This window comes from Gordonia insulae (genome assembly GCF_003855095.1).
GTDB lineage: Bacteria > Actinomycetota > Actinomycetes > Mycobacteriales > Mycobacteriaceae > Gordonia > Gordonia insulae.
Window position 1 is genome coordinate 109,584 of record NZ_CP033972.1, and the last position, 20,565, is coordinate 130,148.

Annotated in this window: 18 protein-coding genes and 2 tRNA genes; 13 read left to right on the forward strand and 7 right to left on the reverse strand. The window is 67.6% G+C overall.

Annotation, left to right across the window (positions count from 1 at the left end):
- Positions 1–65 precede the first annotated feature (65 nt).
- From D7316_RS00600 to dnaG, 4 genes are all read left to right on the forward strand, one after another.
- Positions 66–1,454 (forward strand): glycine--tRNA ligase, encoded by a 1,389-nt coding sequence (locus tag D7316_RS00600; protein ID WP_124706583.1) that lies wholly within the window; start codon positions 66–68, stop codon positions 1,452–1,454.
- 127 nt (positions 1,455–1,581) lie between these two features.
- The gene (locus tag D7316_RS00605) at positions 1,582–2,070 is read left to right on the forward strand and encodes a cold-shock protein (RefSeq protein ID WP_124711011.1); all 489 of its coding nucleotides are present in this window, start codon (positions 1,582–1,584) and stop codon (positions 2,068–2,070) included.
- A complete protein-coding gene (locus tag D7316_RS00610; RefSeq protein WP_124706584.1) occupies positions 2,063–3,364 on the forward strand; it encodes a deoxyguanosinetriphosphate triphosphohydrolase in 1,302 nt (433 codons plus the stop codon). Before D7316_RS00605 ends, D7316_RS00610 begins: the two co-directional genes overlap by 8 nt.
- Positions 3,365–3,390: 26 nt before the next feature.
- Positions 3,391–5,325: a DNA primase gene (gene dnaG / locus D7316_RS00615; RefSeq protein ID WP_124706585.1), complete on the forward strand. Its 1,935-nt coding sequence runs from the start codon at positions 3,391–3,393 to the stop codon at positions 5,323–5,325.
- A gap of 42 nt (positions 5,326–5,367) precedes the next feature.
- Here the strand turns inward: dnaG and D7316_RS27040 are convergent, their stop codons facing one another.
- The 3 genes from D7316_RS27040 to D7316_RS00625 form a co-directional block, all read right to left on the reverse strand.
- Positions 5,368–5,535, reverse strand: a complete 168-nt coding sequence (locus D7316_RS27040; protein ID WP_164473704.1) for a hypothetical protein — start codon at positions 5,533–5,535, stop codon at positions 5,368–5,370.
- A 155-nt stretch (positions 5,536–5,690) separates the two neighbouring features.
- A complete protein-coding gene (locus D7316_RS00620) occupies positions 5,691–7,082 on the reverse strand; it encodes a cutinase family protein (protein WP_232016705.1) in 1,392 nt (463 codons plus the stop codon).
- A gap of 495 nt (positions 7,083–7,577) precedes the next feature.
- Positions 7,578–7,654: transfer RNA gene (locus tag D7316_RS00625), tRNA-Ile, on the reverse strand.
- A 174-nt stretch (positions 7,655–7,828) separates the two neighbouring features.
- Between D7316_RS00625 and D7316_RS00630 the strand changes: the two genes are divergently transcribed.
- The 5 genes from D7316_RS00630 to D7316_RS00650 all read left to right on the forward strand — a co-directional run bounded on the left by D7316_RS00630 (position 7,829) and on the right by D7316_RS00650 (position 12,542).
- Positions 7,829–8,533, forward strand: coding sequence for a GntR family transcriptional regulator (locus D7316_RS00630; protein WP_124706587.1), 705 nt, complete (start codon positions 7,829–7,831; stop codon positions 8,531–8,533).
- A 56-nt stretch (positions 8,534–8,589) separates the two neighbouring features.
- Positions 8,590–10,026 carry an allophanate hydrolase gene (locus D7316_RS00635; RefSeq protein WP_124706588.1) on the forward strand — a complete coding sequence of 479 codons (1,437 nt, stop codon included), beginning with the start codon at positions 8,590–8,592 and terminating at the stop codon, positions 10,024–10,026.
- Entirely contained in the window at positions 10,011–10,718 is a 708-nt protein-coding gene (locus D7316_RS00640) for a cysteine hydrolase family protein (RefSeq protein ID WP_124706589.1), read from the forward strand. The genes D7316_RS00635 and D7316_RS00640 overlap by 16 nt, the downstream gene beginning before the upstream one ends.
- A 37-nt stretch (positions 10,719–10,755) precedes the next feature.
- The gene (locus D7316_RS00645) at positions 10,756–12,354 is read left to right on the forward strand and encodes a SulP family inorganic anion transporter (protein ID WP_124706590.1); all 1,599 of its coding nucleotides are present in this window, start codon (positions 10,756–10,758) and stop codon (positions 12,352–12,354) included.
- Positions 12,355–12,466: 112 nt separating this feature from the next.
- Positions 12,467–12,542 (forward strand) — tRNA-Asn (locus D7316_RS00650).
- Between the two features lie 71 nt (positions 12,543–12,613).
- Here D7316_RS00650 and D7316_RS00655 read toward each other — a convergent pair.
- Positions 12,614–13,135 (reverse strand): OsmC family protein, encoded by a 522-nt coding sequence (locus tag D7316_RS00655; protein WP_124706591.1) that lies wholly within the window; start codon positions 13,133–13,135, stop codon positions 12,614–12,616.
- Between the two features lie 174 nt (positions 13,136–13,309).
- Here D7316_RS00655 and D7316_RS00660 point away from each other — a divergent pair, with 174 nt between their 5' ends.
- The gene (locus tag D7316_RS00660; RefSeq protein WP_124706592.1) at positions 13,310–13,735 is read left to right on the forward strand and encodes a pyridoxamine 5'-phosphate oxidase family protein; all 426 of its coding nucleotides are present in this window, start codon (positions 13,310–13,312) and stop codon (positions 13,733–13,735) included.
- A 173-nt stretch (positions 13,736–13,908) separates the two neighbouring features.
- On the opposite strand, the gene D7316_RS00665 is transcribed toward D7316_RS00660, so the two are convergent.
- Together D7316_RS00665 and D7316_RS00670 are read right to left on the reverse strand one after the other, a co-directional pair.
- A complete protein-coding gene (locus tag D7316_RS00665) occupies positions 13,909–14,646 on the reverse strand; it encodes a GntR family transcriptional regulator (protein WP_124706593.1) in 738 nt (245 codons plus the stop codon).
- Complete coding sequence (locus tag D7316_RS00670) at positions 14,603–15,742, reverse strand: acyl-CoA dehydrogenase family protein (protein WP_124706594.1); 1,140 nt, start codon at positions 15,740–15,742, stop codon at positions 14,603–14,605. The genes D7316_RS00665 and D7316_RS00670 overlap by 44 nt, the downstream gene beginning before the upstream one ends.
- Before the next feature lie 125 nt (positions 15,743–15,867).
- Between D7316_RS00670 and D7316_RS00675 the strand changes: the two genes are divergently transcribed.
- Positions 15,868–16,590: a hypothetical protein gene (locus D7316_RS00675; RefSeq protein ID WP_124706595.1), complete on the forward strand. Its 723-nt coding sequence runs from the start codon at positions 15,868–15,870 to the stop codon at positions 16,588–16,590.
- Here the strand turns inward: D7316_RS00675 and D7316_RS00680 are convergent.
- Complete coding sequence (locus tag D7316_RS00680) at positions 16,564–17,799, reverse strand: TetR/AcrR family transcriptional regulator (protein ID WP_124706596.1); 1,236 nt, start codon at positions 17,797–17,799, stop codon at positions 16,564–16,566. The two genes, D7316_RS00675 and D7316_RS00680, sit on opposite strands and share 27 nt — an antisense overlap.
- A gap of 194 nt (positions 17,800–17,993) precedes the next feature.
- Here D7316_RS00680 and D7316_RS00685 point away from each other — a divergent pair, with 194 nt between their 5' ends.
- Positions 17,994–18,803: an enoyl-CoA hydratase-related protein gene (locus D7316_RS00685; protein ID WP_232016706.1), complete on the forward strand. Its 810-nt coding sequence runs from the start codon at positions 17,994–17,996 to the stop codon at positions 18,801–18,803.
- A gap of 102 nt (positions 18,804–18,905) precedes the next feature.
- On the forward strand, positions 18,906–20,510 hold the full coding sequence (fadD5, locus tag D7316_RS00690; protein WP_124706597.1) for a fatty-acid--CoA ligase FadD5: 1,605 nt from the start codon (positions 18,906–18,908) through the stop codon (positions 20,508–20,510).
- Positions 20,511–20,565: the final 55 nt, after the last annotated feature.

Sequence of the window (20,565 nt, forward strand, 5' to 3'; positions counted from 1 at the left end):
GTCAGCGACGCTGACGCCGCACGCGACGCACCCGAACCCGAACTAGTCGTTGGAGATCATTCACCGTGGCCGCCCAGTCCAACCGCGTCGAAGCCGTCGTCAATCTCGCCAAGCGTCGAGGTCTGGTCTTCCCGAGCGGTGAGATCTACGGAGGGACCCGGTCCGCGTGGGACTATGGGCCGCTGGGCGTCGAGGTCAAGGAGAACATCAAGAAGCAGTGGTGGCGCTCGATGGTCACCAGCCGCGACGACATCGTCGGGCTGGACTCGTCGGTCATCCTGCCGCGACGGGTGTGGGAGGCCTCCGGGCACGTCGAGGTGTTCACCGATCCGCTCGTCGAGTCGCTGCACACGCACAAGCGCTACCGCGCGGATCACCTTCTCGAGGCCTACGAGATCAAACACGGGCACCCGCCGGTCAACGGCCTCGCCGACATCAACGACCCGGACACCGGGCAGCCCGGCCAGTGGACCGAGCCCAAGGCGTTCAGCGGTCTGATGAAGACCTACCTCGGCCCCGTCGACGACGAGGAGGGGCTGCACTATCTCCGGCCGGAGACAGCGCAGGGCATCTTCGTGAACTTCAAGAACGTGATGACGACCGCGCGCAAGAAGCCACCGTTCGGCATCGCGCAGATCGGCAAGAGCTTCCGCAACGAGATCACGCCCGGCAACTTCATCTTCCGCACCCGCGAGTTCGAGCAGATGGAGATGGAGTACTTCGTCAAGCCCGGCGAGGACGAGACCTGGCACCAGTACTGGATCGACCAGCGATTCGACTGGTACGTCGACCTCGGCATCGACCCGGAGAACCTGCGGCTCTACGAGCATGCGGCCGAGAAGCTCTCGCATTACTCCAAGCGCACCGTCGACGTGGAGTACAAGTTCGGTTTCTCCGGCAACCCCTGGGGTGAGCTCGAGGGCGTGGCCAACCGCACCGACTTCGACCTCTCGACCCACAGCAAGCACTCGGGCGAGGATCTGTCCTTCTTCGACCAGGCCTCCGGCGAGCGCTACACGCCGTACGTCATCGAACCCGCGGCCGGCCTCACCCGCTCGCTGATGGCATTCCTGTGCGACGCCTACACCGAGGAGGAGGTGCCGAACGCCAAGGGCGGCACCGACACCCGCACGGTGCTGAAGCTGGATCGGCGTCTGGCGCCGGTCAAGGTCGCGGTCCTGCCGCTGTCGCGCAACGAGAAGCTGTCGCCCAAGGCGAAGGATCTCGCGGCCGAACTGCGCAGGCACTGGAACGTCGAGTTCGACGACGCGCAGGGTATCGGCAAGCGCTACCGCCGCCAGGACGAGATCGGCACGCCGTTCTGCGTGACCGTCGACTTCGACACCCTCGACGACCAGGCCGTCACCGTGCGCGAACGCGACACGATGAGCCAGGAGCGAGTGGCGCTGGACAAGGTCGTCGAGTACCTCGGCGGCAAGCTCCTCGGGGCCTGACCGACCTCTCGGCCATCCCGCCGTCGCGAGGTGCGACCTGCGGTTATCTGTCATAGTTGATTGTGGAGTTGTCGCACGCCCGGGCATGGGGTCCGTGGCCGGTGCGGCGAGGAGAGTGAGTGCAGCAGTGACCGTCAGCGGCAAGGTCGTCCATTACGACACAAATCGGGGTTTCGGATTTCTCGCACCGGAGGCGGGCGGTGCCGACGTCTTCCTGCACATCAATGACATCGACATCGACGAGAACGCGCTGAAGCCGGGCGCGAAGGTCGAGTTCGACATCGAGGAGACCGACCGGGGGACCAAGGCGGTCAACGTGGCGGTCACCGAGGCGGCACCCGCCGACGACGGGCCGAGCACGTCGAGCGCTCGCGCCCACCGTCGCGACAACCACGATCACGGCGGCCGCTCGCACGACCGTGGCGATCGGGGTGACCGTGGCGATCGCGGTCGACGCCCCCGCAGCGGCGGAGGCTCGCTGGACGCGTCCTCGTTCACCGAGGAGGTCACCGAACTCCTGCTCGACTCGGCCGATGACCTGACCGCGGCGCAGATCGTGGCGATCCGACAGCGGATCACCGACTTCGCGGTTGCGCGGGGATGGGTGCTTGACTAGCACCACCGGTGTTCCCGCCATCCCTCTGGCGGCCGCCTACGGCGACGAGGCCGTCGAACGGATCGTGCCGGAGGCCCCCAAGGTGGCGAGTCTGCCCGGGACCCGCACCGATCACCGCAGCGACTACGCCCGCGACCGGGCTCGTGTCCTGCATTCGGCCGCCCTGCGCCGGCTGGCCGACAAGACCCAGGTCGTCGGCCCGCGCGAGGGCGACACCCCCCGCACCCGGTTGACCCACTCGCTCGAGGTCGGGCAGATCGGCCGCGGCATCGCCATCGGCCTGGGCTGCGAGCCGGATCTGGTGGAACTCGCGGGGCTGGCCCACGACATCGGCCATCCGCCCTACGGGCACAACGGGGAACGCGCACTGAACGAGGTCGCGGTCGACATCGGGGGCTTCGAGGGCAATGCGCAGAACCTGCGCATCCTGACCCGGCTCGAACCCAAGCTGCTCGACGCGAACGGGCGCAGCGCCGGACTCAACCTGACCCGCGCGTCGCTCGACGCCACCCTCAAGTACCCCTGGTTGCGCAGACCGCCGGCGATCAAGTTCGGCGCCTACGACGACGACGCGGCGGCGCTGGAGTGGGTCCGCCGGGACGCGCCGGGTGATCGGCAATGCATCGAGGCGCAGGTGATGGATTGGTCCGACGACGTCGCCTACTCGGTGCACGACCTCGAGGACGGAGTGATCGCCCACCGCATCGACCTGCGCACGTTGGGTGACCCGACCGATCAGCGCGCGCTCGCCGACATCGGGGTCAAGGAGTTCGACGGACTCGAGGCGGGTGCCCTGATCGATGCGGCCCAACGGCTGTCGCGGATGGAGATCGTCGTGGCGGCAGGTGGGTTCGACGGCAGCCTCGACAGCTCGGTCACCCTCAAACGGCTGACCAGTGAGCTCATCGGCCGATTCGCCTCGGCCGCGATCACCGGCACGCGCGCCGTCGTGGGCAACCGGTCGGTTGCCCGGTACGACGCGGATCTCACGGTGTCACCGCTGGTCGCCGCCGAGGTCGCCATCCTCAAGACCTTGGCGTTGCGGTTCATCTTCTCCAATGAACGGCACAAGGCCACCCAACAGCGTCAACGCGAACGCATCCACCGCGTCGCGGACTGGCTGACCGCGGCCGCGCCCGGCGGTCTGGACCCCATCTTTGTGCCGTTCTGGCAGGAAGCCGCCGATGACGACGCGCGACTGCGGGTCATCGTCGACCAGATCGCATCGATGACCGAGGGTCGTCTGGAGCGCAGCGATCGACAGAACTCCGGCGCGCAGGCGCATCTGGGATAGCCGGCTGCTGGCACTACACTGGTCGCGTGCCAGGCCGAATCCCCGATCGTGACATCACGGCGATCCGTGAGCAGACGCAGATCGAGGACATCGTCGGCGACTACGTGGCGCTGCGGCGCGCGGGTGCGGACAGCCTCAAGGGTCTGTGCCCGTTCCACGACGAGAAGTCGCCGTCGTTCCATGTGCGGCCCAATCACGGACACTTCCACTGCTTCGGCTGCGGCGAGGGCGGCGACGTCTACAGCTTCCTGCAGAAGCAGGAACACATCAGTTTCGTCGAGGCCGTACAGCAACTCGCCGACCGCATCGGCTATCAGATCCACTACGAGGGTGGCGGCACCACCATCGTCCGCGACCGGGGCACCCGGGCGCGCCTGGTCGCGGCCAACGCCGCGGCACAGAAGTACTACGCCGAGCAGCTGCAGTCGCCGGAGGCACAGAAGGCTCGTGACTACCTGACCGAACGGGACTTCGACGCGTCCACAGCCCAGACCTTCGGCTGCGGCTACGCCCCGGCCGGGTGGGACACGATGACGAAAGTTCTTCTGTCGCAAGGTTTCGAGTTCAGCGAGCTCGAGGCGGCGGGCCTGTCGAAGCAGGGCCGCAAGGGTCCGATCGACAGGTTCCACCGACGGCTGCTCTGGCCGATCCGGAACCTCGGCGGCGACATCATCGGTTTCGGGGCCCGCAAACTGTTCGACGACGACAATCTCGGCAAGTACATGAACACGCCGGAGACCATGCTGTACAAGAAGTCCCAGGTGCTGTTCGGCCTCGACCACGCGAAGAAGAACATCGCCAAGGGGCATCAGGTGGTCGTGGTCGAGGGCTACACCGACGTGATGGCCATGCACCAGGCGGGCGTCACCACGGCCGTCGCGTCCTGCGGCACGGCATTCGGCGAGGACCACCTCGCCCTGCTGCGCCGGCTGATGATGGACGACTCCTATTTCCGCGGCGAGGTCATCTACACCTTCGACGGCGACGAGGCGGGGAAGGCCGCGGCCCTCAAGGCTTTCGAGGGGGAGCAGAGCATCGCGGGCCAGACATTTGTGGCGGTGGCGCCCGACGGGATGGATCCGTGTGAGCTCCGGCAGCGCAGCGGCGACCCGGCGGTGCGCGACCTGATCGCGCGGCGGGTGCCGATGTTCGAGTTCGCGATCAAGGCGCTGCTGGCCGAACACGACCTGGACACCGCCGAGGGGCGGGTGCACGCGCTGCGCGACACCGTGCCCGTGGTCGCGCGCATCAAGGACATCGCACTGCGGGACGAGTACGCGCGGCAGCTGGCCGGCTGGGTCGGCTGGGAAGAGGTCGCTCAGGTGTTGTCCCGGGTGCGCGAGGAGGGTGCGCGTTTCGCGCGGGCCACCGGGACCGCGGCCCCCGCGCGTGGCGGGCGCAACGACCGGGTGAGTTCCATGCGTCGGCAACGGCCCGAGGCGACATCGACCCCGCCCACCGCTCGCCCGTTGCCGACAGATCCGCGTTTGTGGCCGCAGCGTGAGGCGTTGAAGGCCGCGCTGCAGTATCCGGCCATCGCCGGCACCGTGTTCGATTCCCTCCCGGTCGAGTGTTTCACCGAGCCCGCGTACGCGACGATCCGTACGGCGATGACCGCCCTCGGTGGGACGTCGAGCGGGATGGGCGGCGCCGAGTGGGTCGACGCCGTGCACAACACCGTCGACGATCCGGTGATCGGACCGCTGGTCACCGAGCTGGCGGTCGAGTCGATGCCGGTGGGCGAGAACAACATCCCGCGCTACATCGCCAGCGTGCTCGCCCGGCTCCAGGAAGTGTGGGTGGGTGCCCAGATCGCCGACATCAAGTCCCGGTTGCGGCGGATGTCCCCGGGCGAGGATCCCGACGGCTACAACGCGGTGTTCGGCGATCTCGTCGCGTTGGAGGCGTATCGGCGCAGCCTGCTCGAGCAGGCCGTGGACCCTGACCTCGACGTCGGCTGACCACGACATCGGCTGACCACGACATCGGCTGACCGCGAGGTATCAGGCGGCTGTGGTGAAGCGGCGCCCCGGACGCAGTTCCTCGGGGAACAGTGGACGATGCGGATCGTCGGCGTTGTAGACGCAGCCGCCCGCGTACGTGTGCTCCCCTCGGCACCGGTCCGGAACCGGTCGTGGTCGTCCCCAGATGTGCTGCCCCGTGCCGCTCATGTCGCCCTCCCTCGATGTTCGGCGATGTAGAGCAGTATGCGACGACCTGTCCGATCGGGCAGGTCGGCGGAGCGATGTCACCGGGTTCCGGGCATGTGAGGTCACCCACAGGAGGACACGCGGACGCTCGACGGACGCGTCCGTCGATGGTGGGCTCAGCCGGCCCGGGAGATGGCCGCGGAGAGCCAGTCACCCAGCCAGTCGATCGCGTCCCGTCCCTGGCCGTCGACGATCAACGACCCGTATCCGACGTGGCTGTCGGACGAGTAGAACCTGCCCGCGCTGACGGCGTCGGTGACGAGGGCGGCGGGGTCGGTGATGGCGTACTTCGTGACGATGGTGGTCACCGAGGTCGCGAGAGTGCGCAGATCCGGCGATATCACCTCGAGCTCACCGCCGGTCCGCGCCGACGCGGTGATGACACCGCGGGAGACCGAGGCGAGCTCTGATGCGACGCTTCTGAGCTCGGCGGGTGTGGCGTTTGCGGAGGGCAGCGTGGTGGCGCCGACCTGTCGTCCGACCGCGCCGGCGGCTGTCCAGGTGAGCTCCTGGATCTTGCCGACCAGCAGCGCTGCCCGTTCGATGTCGACGTGGGCGAGCGCCCCGGCGAGCACCGACACGGCCTTGGTGAATCCGGTCTTGTCCGGGATGAGCGCGAGCGTGGTGGACACCTCGGTGAAGTCCACCGTCGCGGCGAGTTCCACCAGCGGCGTGAGGTCGGCGTTCAGGGTGCGGGAGAGGGCGTGCGCGGCCTTGAGATCGCCTGTGGCGACCTTCGTCGGCAGTGCGCTCAGGCCATCGATGATGCGTGGGAAGGGCAGTGCCGCGAGGATCGTCGCCGCACTGGCCGCGCGTTTCACGGCACCGGCTGCCTCCTCCGGCGTCTTGCTCAGCACCGACCCCAGCTTGCCGAGGAACGGATTCTGCCTCTTGTCGATCGAGCAGTAGAGGTCGCTGGGGGCGCAGATGGACGAGACCTTGCCCAGCAGGCTGCCCATGCCCTGCGGCCGCGGATCGGCGATGCCGGTGCCGTCGGCCTTCGGTCCGACCACGGTCTCGCCCGAGGTGCCCGCCCGCGGATCGGCCAGCAGCGCGACTCCGAGCACCTTGTCCGCGGCGATCGGTCCGAGGTGATTACCGATCGCCGCAGCCAGATCTCCTGCGGCGTCGGCGCCCTGGCTGTAGCCGGAGATCGTGTACCTCGCGCCGGGGTGATCGGCGGCGAAATCACGGAGGACGCGTGTCGCGTTGTCGAGGGCCGTGGCCTTGCTGACGCCGTAACTCTCGCCATTGTCGAACGCTCGCGCGACGTAGGGCAGGAAATAGATCGTCGCAGCATCGCCGTGGTCGCGCCGAATGCGATCGGCGATGGGTTTCAGCGCGCCGGTGGCCCGCGCGGGATTCGCCGACTCGCTCGTCTCCCAGGTGCCGGGAATGAAGAGATTGAATGTCGTGGCCGCCTCGTCTCCGTCCCTGACGGGATCGGCGCCGGCCGACGGCGCGACGGCCGCGGCCGCCACCGCGCCCAGAACGATCGCGCACGCCATGCACTGCCTCATGGTCGAGATGGGGGACTGCCTGGCGGAGAGATGTTTTCGGGACGGGACAAGGGATCGTGTCATCGGCGGATCTCCACGAACAGAGGGACGGGAGGTGGAGCGGACGGTTGCGCGGGTGCTGATCAAGACGATTATCGCGGACAGTACTCCCGCCGAGTGGCCGGACACGGGAAATTCATCTCTTTGTTCGTATGCTCGTCCGCCGGGAGGTGGATGCAATTGCGTTGCAATGCTATTCGCTGTGGCTCGAGATGGCAGGTGGGGCTGATGGTGCTCGTGGGACGTCATTCTGCTACCCCGGTGCAACGTTTAGCCGTGCGAACCATGTTGTCCCGCCGCCGGATTCGGCGCCGCATCTCCGCCGGAGATGGTTAGCGGAGCGAACTGTGTTGGGGTGCAGCCGGTTTGGCAATCCGGCTCGCGGGGTCACCGAGTGATCGTACGGTCGGCTCATGCGATCGGGGAGTCCCGCGCGCCTTCGCGTGGTGGGGCGGGTGGGGCTCGAACCCACGACCAGCGGATTATGAGTCCGCGGCTCTAACCGACTGAGCTACCGCCCCGAGGGGCACCGTGTGCCCGCCGGTGCACATTATTGCAAGTCGGGTCGGGCCGGTTCCGGCGAGGCCCGGCCGCCGGGCCGTCGGGAGCCGTGGCGGCGGTGACGCCGCCTGCGCCACTACACTGCAGGGACATCAGACCGCGGATGATCAGCATCCCCGACGGACGAGGAGCGCATGACCGGGGCCGACGCGGCGAATGTGGACAGCGGACTCCCCGAGAGTCTCGTGGACGTCGCCGGTCGCCGTATCCGCGACGCGATCCTGTCCGGCGGATTGAAGCCGGGGGAGAAGATCGTCGAGGAGACGCTGTGCGCCGACCTCGGCATCAGCCGGGCGCCGGTGCGTGAGGCGCTGCGGCTGCTCGCTCAACAGGGACTCGTCGAACATCAGCGTCGCCGGGGGACCAGGGTGGCCGAGTGGTCCCCGCAGGATATCGTGCAGCTGTTCGGTCTCCGCCAGGTCCTCGAACGGTATGCCGTGGAATCGGCCCTGCCGCTCACCGAACCGGAAGCGCAGTTGGCCCCGGTGCGGGCGGCGGTCGCGGAGATGCGCCGCGCAACCGACGATCTCGCCAAGGATGACGCACACCGCCGGTTCCACGCCGCGGTGGTGGGGTTGGCCGGCAACCGGCAGCTCGACATCGCGCTCGAGCCGATCCTGTTGAAACTCCAGCTGCCGATGGCGGTGAACTTACGGTCGGAGACCGCCGATCATCACGGGCCCGACGACGGGTTCAAGCGGCATCTCGCCATTCTCGAGGCGTTGGAGACGAATGATCCAGGCGCGGCGGTGGCCGCGCTGCACGACCACGGTCACCTGCAGTATCTCGATTTGTCGGCCTCACCCGACGGTCCGGCGGCCCACGGCGGCACGCGCTAACACAACCGACACACAGTCGATCCGCAGATGCCACAATTCTGTCGACAATCGACGGTATGGAAAAACCAGCCCGTCACGAGTCGGGGCCCAGGATCGGTCCGTCGGTCGCCGAGATCCTCGAGAGTCATGTCAGCGGGAGCGGTTCGCCGTCGCGAACCGCGCGAGGCGTCGCCGACGCGATCGAAGCGCGCGGCGATGACGGGACGTGGCTGTCCACCGTGCCGCGCGAGCAGCTGCTGACCGCTGCGGCGGAGCTCGAGAATCGTCCGGGGGCGCGTGCGTTGCCGCTCTACGGGGTGCCGTTCGGCGTGAAGGACAGCATCGACGTGGCGGGCGTGCCGACCACGTTGTCCTGCCCCGACTACGCCTATGTCGCCGAGGAGACGGCACCTTCCGTCCAGCGCCTGCTGGACGCGGGCGCGCTCTACGTCGGGAAGACCAATCTCGACCAGTTCGCCACCGGTCTGAACGGCACCCGGACCCCGTACACGATTCCGCGCAGCGTCTACGGCGGTGAGATGATCAGTGGCGGTTCGAGTTCGGGCTCGGCGTTGGCCGTCGCCCTCGGACAGGTGCCGTTCGCGGTCGCGACCGACACCGCGGGTTCGGGTCGCGTGCCCGCCGCGCTCAACGGAATCGTCGGCTACAAACCCTCGCGCGGACTGATCAGCACGGTCGGTCTGGTGCCGGCGTGCAAATCGCTCGACTGCATCACGATGATGGCCGGCTGCATCGACGACGTCGACCGCGTGATGCAGGTGATGCAGGGACGCGACGACGCGGACCCATGGTCGCGCGCGCCGGGGCCGACGTCTGGTGGTGGGCCAATCCGCGTTGCCCTGCCCCCACCGGACGAGCTCGAGTTCTTCGGCGACGACGCCATGCGTGCCGCACACCTCGGGTTCCGGAACAAGATCGCCCATCTCGGCCTCCCGGTCGAGATCGTCGAGACGTCGTTGGCGCCGTTCCTCGCCGCCGGCGAGCTGCTCTACGCAGGTCCCTGGGTGGCCGAACGGCTAGTCGTGTTCGGTGACTTCCTCGCCGAGCATCCAGACTCCATCCACCCGGTGGTGCGCGACATCCTGCGCAGCGGCGAACGCTACTCCGCGGTCGACGCGTTCACCGCGATGCAGGCCTTGCAGGAGTTGCGGGCCGAGGTCGGCCGGTTGTGGCAGACGATGGACGTCCTCGTCGTGCCGACGATCGGTCGCACGTTCACCGTCGACGAGGTGCTCGATCAGCCCATCAAGGCGAACACGATGCTCGGGCATTACACCCACTTCGGGAACCTGCTCGACCTCCTCGGCGTCGCGGTCCCGCAGGGACACACCGCCGACGGCCGGCCGCACAGCGCGATGTTGCTGGGCGACGCCCGCTCCGACGACACCGTGCTGCGGCTGGCGGCGGCACTCCTCGACGAGCCGCGCACCGGTGCGGCCGGCCCCATCCCCGATCACGACACAGAAAGGCTGACGACGTGGCCGACACCGTGACCATCTCCGCACAACCAGACGACCTCGCCCTCGATCTCACCACGACGGCACTGGTCATCATCGACATGCAGCGGGACTTCCTGCTGCCCGGCGGATTCGGGGAGACCCTCGGCAACGACGTGACACAGCTGCAACGTGTGGTCGGTCCGCTGGTCGAGCTCCTCGCCGCCGCGCGAAGGGCGGGCATGCTGGTGATCCACACCCGGGAGGGGCATCTGCCCGACCTGTCGGACTGCCCGCCCGCGAAGCTGAATCGAGGTGCGCCGTCCAAGCGCATCGGAGACCCGGGGGCATTCGGCCGCATCCTGATCAGGGGTGAGTACGGCCACGACATCATCGACGAGCTCACGCCGTCCGACGGCGAGGTGGTGATCGACAAACCGGGCAAGGGCGCGTTCTATGCGACCGACCTCGGTGCGATCCTCGCCGAACACGGCATCACCCAGCTGCTGGTCACCGGCGTCACCACCGAGGTCTGCGTCCACACCACCACCCGCGAGGCGAACGACCGCGGCTACGAGTGCGTGGTCGTCTCCGACTGTGTCGGTTCGTATTTCCCGGAGTTCCAAAGAGTCGGCCTGGAGATGATCGCCGCCCAGGGCGGGATCTTCGGCTGGACCGCGCCCAGCGGCGAGCTCATCGCCGCACTCACCGAACATGCGGCAGCGTCGCCGTCCTCGGCAGTCTCCTGACTGCACATCACCTGTCGCCGAGAGGAACCCGCATCCCATGAGCACCACCACCGATCCCGCGCCACCCGCCGATCCATCGTCCGCACCGACGTCGAAATCCCTGCCGTGGTGGACGCGGGGTGACACCAATGCCTTCTTCGGCCTGGGCTTCAACATCCTGGTCAACGTCCTCACCCTGACCGGCCTGATGATCGCCGTCGTCAATGTGTCGGCCGGTGACGTCCTGGGCACAGTTCTCCCGGCCCTCGGTGTCGCGCTCATCCTGGGCAACCTCTACTACACGTTCCTCGCCCGCCGACTGGCCAAACGGGAGGGTCGCGACGATGTGACCGCACTGCCGTACGGCCCCAGCGTGCCGCACATGTTCATCGTCGTGTTCGTGGTGATGCTGCCGGTCTATCTCGCGACGAATGACGCCATGCAGGCGTGGCAGGCGGGTCTTGCGTGGGCGTTCATGATCGGGGTGATCGTGATGATCGGCGCGTTCGTGGGCCCCTACGTCCGCAAGATCACCCCCCGCGCGGCCATGCTCGGCACCCTCGCGGGCATCTCGATCACCTTCATCTCCATGCGTCCCGCCGCCCAGATGTGGGAGGTCGCCTGGATCGGTCTGCCGGTGCTGGCGATCATCCTCATCGGCTTCTTCACCGACGTCCGCCTGCCCGGCAACATCCCGGTGGGCCTCGCGGCGCTGCTGGTCGGCACCGCCATCGGTTGGATCGGCGGCTACATGTCGGTACCCGATCTGACGCAGGCCGTGTCCGACATCGCGATCGGGGTGCCGGACCAACGCTTCGACATGCTGTTCTCCGGTCTGGGCGATCTCGCGCCGTTGCTCGGCACCGCGATCCCGCTCGGCGTCTACAACTTCACCGAGGCGATGAGCAACGTGGAGAGTGCCGCGGCCGCCGGCGACAACTACAACCTGCGCAGCGTGCTCCTCGCCGACGGTGCCGGCGCGTGCATCGGCGCCGCCTTCGGCTCGCCGTTCCCACCTGCCGTGTACATCGGGCACCCGGGTTGGAAGGACGCGGGCGGGCGGTCGACCTACTCGCTGGCGAGCGGCGTAGCCATCGGCGTCCTGTGCTTCGTCGGCCTGTTCGGTGTCCTCGAGGCGTTGTTGCCCGTGCCGGCCATCGTGCCGATCCTGCTCTACATCGGTCTGCTGATCGGCGCGCAGGCGTTCCAGGCGGTGCCGCGACTGCATGCCATCGCGGTCGTCGCGGCGATCTTGCCGAACCTCGCGCAATGGGGGTCGGGGATGATCGACAACGCGCTCAGTGCGGCCGGTACGACTGCGGGTGAGGTCGGCGACGAGGCGCTCAACAACGCGGGCGTCGTCTACGAGGGTCTGCAGACGCTGGGGGAGGGCGCGGTCCTCGTCGGCCTCGTGCTCGGGGCGATAGTGACCTTCATCCTGGACAAGAAATTCCATTACGCGGCGATCGCCTGCGCGGTGGGAGCGGTGCTGTCGTTCATCGGGCTGATCCACGCGCCGGAGGTGGCCTGGGCGGCTAATCCGGAGGTCGCTCTCGGCTATCTGTTCTTCGGCATCGTGTGCGTCGCGTACTGGTTCCTACCCGGCGCGCGGACGCCAGTGACCGTCGACGAGGCGGACGTCGTCGCCGGCCACTGACGAGCACCGACTCCCGTCGCGCGGCCGCACGGACGCGCCGGAGGACAGACGTACAGGCGTTTTGTTCTCCGGCGCGTCCATGCGCTAAAGTCAGCACTCGGTTCGAGCGCATTCCCCCATAGCTCAATTGGCAGAGCATTCGACTGTTAATCGAACGGTTACTGGTTCGAGTCCAGTTGGGGGAGCCACCGCAAACGCCCGCCACCAGCACAGATGGTGGCGGGCGTTCGTGTTGTCCTGGGGTTTGCAGACCTTCGATTCAGCGCAGGGTGATCTCCACCGGGACCCTGTTACCGATCGTGTGACCCACCGGGGAGCTCGCGAGCACCTTCGCGTGGAGCTCCTCGAGGCGGTCGCGTGTTGCGGTGGAGTCGATCGCCACGGTCGCGGTGACCGACTCGAAACCGGCATGCCCCTGCTCGAGTCCGAGGAAGACCCGGAGGTCGAGGTCCCCCTTCAGATCGATGCGCAGGTCATCGAGCGGAATGCCGAGAACGGACGCGTTGGCGGCGTACCCGACCGCCAGGCAATTGCCGAGCGCCCCGAGCAACTGCTCCACCGGGTTGGGAGCGCTGTCGGCGCCGCCGAGCGCGGCGGGCTCATCGGAGTCGACCGGTTCGAACCCGCGAATCCGTGCGGCCGAGGCGAATCCGCCTTTCCACGCCACGTGCGCGGCCCACGTGGTCGTGGCCTTCGCGGGATCGTCACGGATGGCCTGGACAAGCCCTCCGACGGCATCGAGATCGACGTCATTCAGGCGGCTGGTGCTGGTCTGCGTCATCATGTCTCCTTGAGATGTGCTCGGGCATAAGCTGTTCCGCACCGTAGTGCGGCTCCACCTGGCCCGCGCCGGTTAGAATCGCCGATCCGGAAAGCCGACTGTTCACGGTCCCGTTGGGATAGGTGCGGGTGGAGTCCGGGAAATTTGTCCGATCCCGGGCCTACCGTGGGGACCATGGCACTCAGCACATCCGAACGAGAAGCATTCCTCGCCCAACCCCACATCGCCGCACTCTCGGTGGAGGCGGCCCCTGATCGGGCTCCCCTGGTGGTGCCGATCTGGTATCAGTACGCGGCCGGCGGACGACCGTGGCTGCTCACCGGCACGTCCTCGCGCAAGCTGGAGCTGATCCGGGCGGCGGGCAGATTCACGCTGATGGTCCAGACCGTGGAACCGAGCATCCGGTACGTCGCGGTGTCCGGGACCGTCGAGGGCTACGAGGACGGGACTCGCGAGCAGCTCACCGAGATGGCGGCGCGCTATCTCCCGGCCGACAAGGTCGCCGGGTATGTCGATTTCGCGTGGGACGACCACGGGCCGCAGACCAAGGTGGTCATGCAACCGGGGCAGTGGGTGTCGTCGGATCTCGGCAGTGTCTGACCAGCGGGCCTGATCACTGCGCCTCGCCCCGACACATGACGGCGCCGCCCAGGGCGGGACTGGTCGTCGGGGGTGACCAGCCCCGCCCTGGGCGGCGCATCAACGAGCCTACCCGACCCGGAACGCGCCTGCGCGACGGCCTCTGTCGAGCGTCACGCGGCACTGTGTGCGGGTCAGTTCTCCGGGTCCCAGATCCCGGTCGTCTCGAGGTGACGGGTGAGGCGTGTCGCGCCATCGGTGAACTGGCGGCGTGTCTGTTCGACGACCTGGTCGCGGTCTCCGGTGCGATACGCCTGGATCAGCTTGGCGTGTGAGTCGACGGCCACCTCGCCCCATTCCGGATCGGTGGCATAGAGCTGGGAAGGTGTGTAGCGCGTGGCGCTCAACAGAAACCAGGCGAGTTTGCCGCCCGAGGCGATGAGGTTGTGCACCCGGTGGAACTCGAACTCCGCATCCGCCACCTGTTCGCCGTCGCCGGATTTCAGCGCGCTCAGGAGTTGCTGATTGTGCCACTCGAGTTCGGCGACCTGCTCGGGGGTGATCGCATCCGCGGTGCGCAGCGCCAGTTTGACCGCTATCTCCCCCTGCAACCAGAACAGATCCTGCACGTCGGTCCGGCTCAGTTCGGCAACTATGTACCCGCGATGGGGTGCCAGATTGACCATGCCCTCGCCGCGCAGGGTCAACAAGGCCTCGCGGACCGGTGTCACGCTCACGCCGAGGCGCTCGGCGGTCTCGTCCATCCGGACGTAATCGCCGGGACGGATCGCGGCGGTCATGATCTGCTCACGGAGGTGCGTGGCGACCTCTTCGGACAGCTGCGGCCGGCGACGCAGTCGCTGACGTGGCGACGGGCGCAGCGGACCCTCAGAGTCCGAAGGTTTTCCCGATGATGTCGCGCTGGATCTCATTCGTGCCACCGTAGACGGTCGAGATGATCGCGCCACGCATCAAACGCTCGGCGTCGAACTCGGTTGCATATCCGTAACCACCCATCATCTGCATCGCGTCGATCGTCATCCGCTTCGACGTCTCGGTCGCCTTCAACTTGGCCATCGACGCCTCCCGTGGGAGCAACGCGGTCGGATCGTCATCGGCCTGGCGGGCCACCGAGTACACGAGTTGGCGGGTGCACTCGATCTCGGTCGCGAGGTCGGCCATGCGGTGACGCAGTGCCTGGAAGCTGCCGATGGGACGACCGAACTGCTTGCGTTCGGTGATGAAGGACAGGGTGTCGGCAAACGACCGTTCCGCGACACCGAGCTGCATGGCGGCGAGGATCAGACGCTCGGTGTTCAGGCCGGCCATCAACTGGTTCCACCCATTGCCGACCCGGCCCACCACTGAGGAGTCCGAGATGCGGCAGTCGGTGAAGTAGAGGTCGTTGACCTCGCGACCGCCGAGCGTGTCGATGCCCTTGATCTCCAGCCCCGGGGTGTCGGCAGGGATGTGGAACTGCGTCAGTCCCTCATGCTTCTTGTCGGTCTTCTCGGTTCGTGCGATCAGCAGGATCGACGTCGCGAAATGGGCGTTCGAGCACCACGTCTTCTGCCCGTTGACGACCCAGCCGCCGTCGACCTTCTCGGCCCGACAGCTCAGATTGGCCACGTCGGAACCGGCCTCCGGCTCCGACATCGAGATCGCCAATGAGTCGCCCGCGACGACGCCGGCGAGCACGTCCTTCTTCAGCTGATCATCGGCGAACTTCTGGTAGGCGGCCGCCGTGATCAGGGTAGGGCCGATACCGCCGATCGGGGCCACGCCGCGCATCGCCTCCTCGAGGAGGATGCACATCTCGACGTTGCCGGCGCCCGCGCCACCGAACTCCTCGGGCACCAGGATGCCGGCCCACCCCAGGTCGGCCATCTTCGTGTACAGCTCCTGCGAGTGCAGTTCCGCACCGTTGTCGGTGAGTCGATCGCGCTGCTCGCGGGTACCGGACTCGCGTTGGCAGAAGTCGGCGACCGAGCGGGCGAATGCGGTCTGCTCGGCGGTGAAGGTGACCATTCGATTCGGTCCTCTCGTCACGGTGGCCCCGGCGGGCGGGAGTGACAGCCAATCTAACACATCAAATATATGTGATATGAAAAGGCGTGATCTGGACCACGACCACCACTCGCTACATTGGTCGCATGCCCAAGTCCCAACGACCGCCCGACGTGGGCGAGAGTGACGCCGCATCCGATGACGTGACCCCGCTCGACGGCGCGGATTTCCTCGCGGCCAATCGAGTCAGTCGGGAGCAGGCGAGGATCGAGGCGCAGCAGAAGGCCGATCGTCGCACCCCGGGAAAGGTCGACCCGCCGTCGCGGCCTCGTCGACGGTGGACGTCGGGTTGGCGCCGCCCGCGGATGGGGGTGGTGGCGATCATCCTGGCGGTGTTCGTCGTCGTCCTGGGTGCCTCGACCGCATACTTCGCCCACGCGTACGTCCAGCAACGCGATCAGGTCGAGGCCGCGGGGCCGTCCCCGGCGCAGCGCCAGGAGGCGATGGACGTGGCGCGCGAGTACGCCACCACGTTGGCCACCTACGATCCGGCGGACTATGGGGACCTCGACCGTCGGATTCGGGAGATCTCCACGCCGGAGTTCGCGAAGACCTACATCACGTCGTCGCAGGAGGCGCGACGCGGCAACGCGACCGCGCGGGGTACGTCGCGGGCAGAGGCGAAAGAGGCCGGGCTCCAATCGATCTCCGACGGCAAGGCGGTTGTCCTGGTGGCCCTCGACCAGACCGTGACGTCGCCACAGGTCAGCGCCGAGGTCCCCGACGGCATCCCGTATCAGTCGCGGGTCAAGGTGACCCTCGACCGGCGCGACGGTCGGTGGCTACTCGCCGACTTCGACACGGTCTGACCCGTCGTCGGCACCGAGGAGCAGGCGTAGTGCGAGTGCGGTGATGTGGTCCGGCGGTGGACGCCGACCGAGTCGCGAGAGATCGATGGCGACGTTGAGCGCCGCCTGCACCAGGAATCGTGCCTGCGCCGCCGAGAGTCCGGGGCGGACGCGGGTCAACCACGCAGCCCACTCCTCGATGTTGATCCGTTGCTGACCACGCAGTTCGGTTCGTTGACGCGCGGCCACGTTGCCGATCTCGGTGACGTAGACCGAGAGCATGTCGTTGTTGGTGCAGCACAGGTCGACGTAGCGCTCGACGAGTGACTCGATCGCCTCGCGAGGGGTTCGAGACGACGACAACGCGTCACCGATCAGGACGGTGACGCGATCGGACGCGCGCCAGAACGCGGCCTGCAGGATCGCCGCCTTGCTCTCGAAGTGGCGGTACACGCCGGAGGCGGGGAGCTCGGCCGCGCGTGCGATGTCGTCGATGGTGACCTCACGGAAACCGTGCGCGGCGAACAACCTGATCGACTCTGCAAGCAGTACTTCGCGTTTGGACATCGGTGAAAGGCCGGTGGTGGTCTCGTCGACGGATCCGGCCGGGCTCGTCGACAGTTCCTCGTCGATCAGGGACCCGGCGGCGTCGGTGATCAGATCGCCGATCTGCCGGACCGGCAACGCCGCCCGGTGGGTCGCCGGACTCGCCACCGCGCTCGTCATCGCGGCGGTGATCAGGTCGGCCGACTCGAGGTCGAGAGTTGGCCGGACCCGCAGCAGGTTCGATCGCAGGCGGCGGTGCTGGGCCACCACGATCCCGCGCACGTAGTCGGCGTCGTCGCCCTGTAGGTAGTCGGCCTCCCAGTGGTAGAGCCCGCCGGTCCGCCGGTTCTCGATCGCGGCGCCCGTCAGCGCCGCGAGGAGATCGCGGAGCTCCTCGCGGGGGCGGTCGGGCCGTTCGGCGATCGCGCCGGTGGCGGATGCCAGGGCATCGGCGAGGGTGCGCGCGGTCTCGGCGAAGAGTGCGTACTTGTTCGGGAAATGCCGATAGAGGGCCGGCGCGGAGAGGCCGGCGGCCTCGGCGATGTCGTCGAGGCGCACCGAGTGATAGCCGCTCTCGCTGAACGCCTTTGCTGCCGAGCGCAGGATGACGGCACGGCGATCGGCCGGCCGGCGACGCGACGCACGGCGCGCCGACTCCGTCGAGGTCGACATTCGTGCGGTCATGACAAGGGAGCCTAGCCGGAGTCGACGTTCACCACGAGCATATTGGTCCGGCTCGAAGAAAGGCCAGTAAAACAGCCTCTTTCATCGAGATAAGTTAATGAGTATTCTCGTGATCTGAGTCGCACTGTGGTAGTAGTGTGGTCGGCAACCCGACCTGCGACGGGTCGGGACGAGCAGTGAGGGGCGTGTGGGTAGTGAGTGACAATGCGGCCGGTGGTGACGGGATCCGGGTCAGTGTCGACGACCGAGGGGTGGCCCGGATAGTCATCCACCGGCCGCATCGGATGAACGCGCTCGACGGAGCGGCGAGTCGTGCCATCATCGAGGCGCTCGACGGATGGTCCGCGCGTGATGACATCCGCGTGGTGGTGATCGACGGCGAAGGTGGCAGCTTCAGCACCGGCGCCGACGTCATCGACATCGCGAAGGTCGCCGGCGAGAACGCCGGTGGCGGGCTCGACCCGACTCAGGCCCGTGGCGTGATCTCCGGCGGTTCCGACCTCGCGCGTGCCATCCGTGGCGTCCGCGCGCCGGTCGTCGCCGTCGTCGACGGGCCGGCGGTCGGGATCGGGGCATCCGTGGCGTTCGCCTCGGATCTGATCTACGCGACCGAACGGTCGTACTTCCTGCTCGCATTCATCAACATCGGTCTGATGCCCGACGGCGGTGCCTCGATGTCGGTGGCCGCGGCCGTCGGCCGGGCCCGGGCCAACGCGATGGCGCTGCTGGGCGAGAAGCTCCGTGCCGCAGAGGCTTTCGATGCCGGGTTGATCACCGAGGTGGTCGCCGACCGCGCCGCGCTCGACGCCCGGGTGAACGCGGTGGTGGACAAGCTCGCCGGCCTGTCCTCGAGTGCGCTGCGCATGACGAAGGCCGCCCTCGACGCCCACACCATGGGCGACTTCGACGCCGCCCTCGACCGCGAACTCGACGGGCAGACGGCGCTGTTGCAGTCGCCGGAGTTCCAGGCGGCCATGTCGGCCTTCGCCGGCACCAAGAACTGAGGTCGCCGCCTGCCCGGAGGCCGGCGCCGATCCCACCGAACACACACGTACACAACAGCAATCGTGGCCCGGCACCGCCACAGGACAGAGGAGACATCCCATATGACCGCCACCATCGACCCGCGCAGCGATCTGATCACCGAACCGCTGCGCTCGCGGCGCAACCATTGGAACAACCAGATCCGCAGGCACGCGTTCATGACCCCGGACGACCCGGCACTGAAGTTCCTCGGCAAGGTGACCACCTGGCGAGAACTCGAGGAACGGACGCGCGGGTTCGCGGCCGCGCTGAGTCGGCGAGGCGTGCGGTTCGGTGACCGGATCCTGCTCCTCATGCTCAACCGCACCGAATACGTCGAGGCGACCCTGGGGGCCAACCTGATCGGCGCGATCCCGGTGCCGGTGAACATCCGGATGAGCCCGGCCGAGGTCTCTTTCCTGGTGTCCGACAGCGGCGCCAAGGTCATCGTCACCGAGTCCCTGCTCGCGCCACTGGCCGACGCGGTCAGCGCGGCGACCGGCGCCATCGACGCCACGATCGTCGTCGGGGACACCGACAACCCGGCGCATCTGAAGTTCGAGGAGCTGGTGGCCGAGGACTCGTCCGATCTCCCCGAGATCGACGTGCCCGAGGAGACCGTCGCGCTGATCATGTACACCTCGGGCACGACCGGAAAGCCCAAGGGCGCCATGCTGACCCATCAGAACCTGCAGGCGCAGGCGGTCACGTGCCTACAGGCGCTGCACACCCGTCCGGACGACATCGGTGCCTGTGTCGCCCCGTTGTTCCACATCGCCGGTCTGGGTGCCATGGCGCCGTTGTTCTACATGGGTGCACTGTCGGTGATCCACCCGCTGGGTGCCTTCGACCCCGACGCCATGCTCGACACGCTCGAGCAGGAGGGCACCACATCGATCTTCCTGGTACCCGCCCAGTGGCAGGCCGTGTGCGCCGCGCAGCAGGCCAAGCCGCGCGACCTCAAGCTACGGGTGATCAGCTGGGGCGCCGCACCGGCGTCGGACACGGTGCTGCGGGCGATGAACGACACCTTCCCGGACGCGATCAACGTGGCGGTCTTCGGGCAGACCGAGATGTCGCCGATCACCTGTGTCCTCGAGGGACAGGATGCGTTGCGCAAGCTCGGGTCGATCGGCAAGGTGGTGCCTGCGGTGACCGCCCGCATCGTCGATCCGGAGATGAACGACGTCGCGCCGGGGGAGGTCGGCGAGATCGTCTACCGCGGGCCGAACATGATGCAGGGCTATTGGCAGAATCCGCAGGGCACCGCGGATGCGTTCCACGGCGGGTGGTTTCACTCCGGCGATCTGGTCCGGGAGGACGACGAGGGCTTCATCTACGTCGTCGATCGCGCCAAGGACATGATCATCTCCGGCGGCGAGAACATCTACTGCGCCGAGGTCGAGAACGTCCTGTTCGGGCATCCGCAGATCGCCGAGGCCGCGATCATCGGTCGGGCGCACGAGAAGTGGGGTGAGGTCCCGGTCGCGGTGGTCGTCCTCGCGGCCGGCACCGACGACCTGACGCTCGAGGAACTCGAGCCGTACCTGAACGAGAACCTGGCTCGCTTCAAGCATCCGAAGGACATCGTCGTGGTGGACGAGCTGCCGCGAAATGCCGGCGGCAAGGTGGTCAAGCCGACCCTGCGATCGACCTACGGCAGCAAGGACGCCGGCCTGGCCCGCTGACCCCGGGCAGTCACCGCGTCGGGTCGTGGCGCCGCCCCGACCAGCACGAACGGAT

Excerpts from the sequence above, each read along its gene's own strand:
- D7316_RS00655 (WP_124706591.1), bottom strand. The coding sequence starts at position 13,135 with ATGACGCAGACCAGCACCAGCCGCCTGAATGACGTCGATCTCGATGCC.
- D7316_RS00620 (WP_232016705.1), bottom strand. The coding sequence starts at position 7,082 with ATGGCGTGCGCGATCGTTCTGGGCGCGGTGGCGGCCGCGGCCGTCGCG.
- D7316_RS27040 (WP_164473704.1), bottom strand. The coding sequence starts at position 5,535 with ATGAGCGGCACGGGGCAGCACATCTGGGGACGACCACGACCGGTTCCG.
- D7316_RS00675 (WP_124706595.1), top strand. The coding sequence starts at position 15,868 with ATGCCCAAGTCCCAACGACCGCCCGACGTGGGCGAGAGTGACGCCGCA.
- D7316_RS00645 (WP_124706590.1), top strand. The coding sequence starts at position 10,756 with ATGAGCACCACCACCGATCCCGCGCCACCCGCCGATCCATCGTCCGCA.
- D7316_RS00680 (WP_124706596.1), bottom strand. The coding sequence starts at position 17,799 with ATGACCGCACGAATGTCGACCTCGACGGAGTCGGCGCGCCGTGCGTCG.
- D7316_RS00635 (WP_124706588.1), top strand. The coding sequence starts at position 8,590 with ATGGAAAAACCAGCCCGTCACGAGTCGGGGCCCAGGATCGGTCCGTCG.
- D7316_RS00670 (WP_124706594.1), bottom strand. The coding sequence starts at position 15,742 with ATGGTCACCTTCACCGCCGAGCAGACCGCATTCGCCCGCTCGGTCGCC.
- fadD5 (WP_124706597.1), top strand. The coding sequence starts at position 18,906 with ATGACCGCCACCATCGACCCGCGCAGCGATCTGATCACCGAACCGCTG.
- D7316_RS00665 (WP_124706593.1), bottom strand. The coding sequence starts at position 14,646 with ATGAGATCCAGCGCGACATCATCGGGAAAACCTTCGGACTCTGAGGGT.
- D7316_RS00630 (WP_124706587.1), top strand. The coding sequence starts at position 7,829 with ATGACCGGGGCCGACGCGGCGAATGTGGACAGCGGACTCCCCGAGAGT.
- D7316_RS00660 (WP_124706592.1), top strand. The coding sequence starts at position 13,310 with ATGGCACTCAGCACATCCGAACGAGAAGCATTCCTCGCCCAACCCCAC.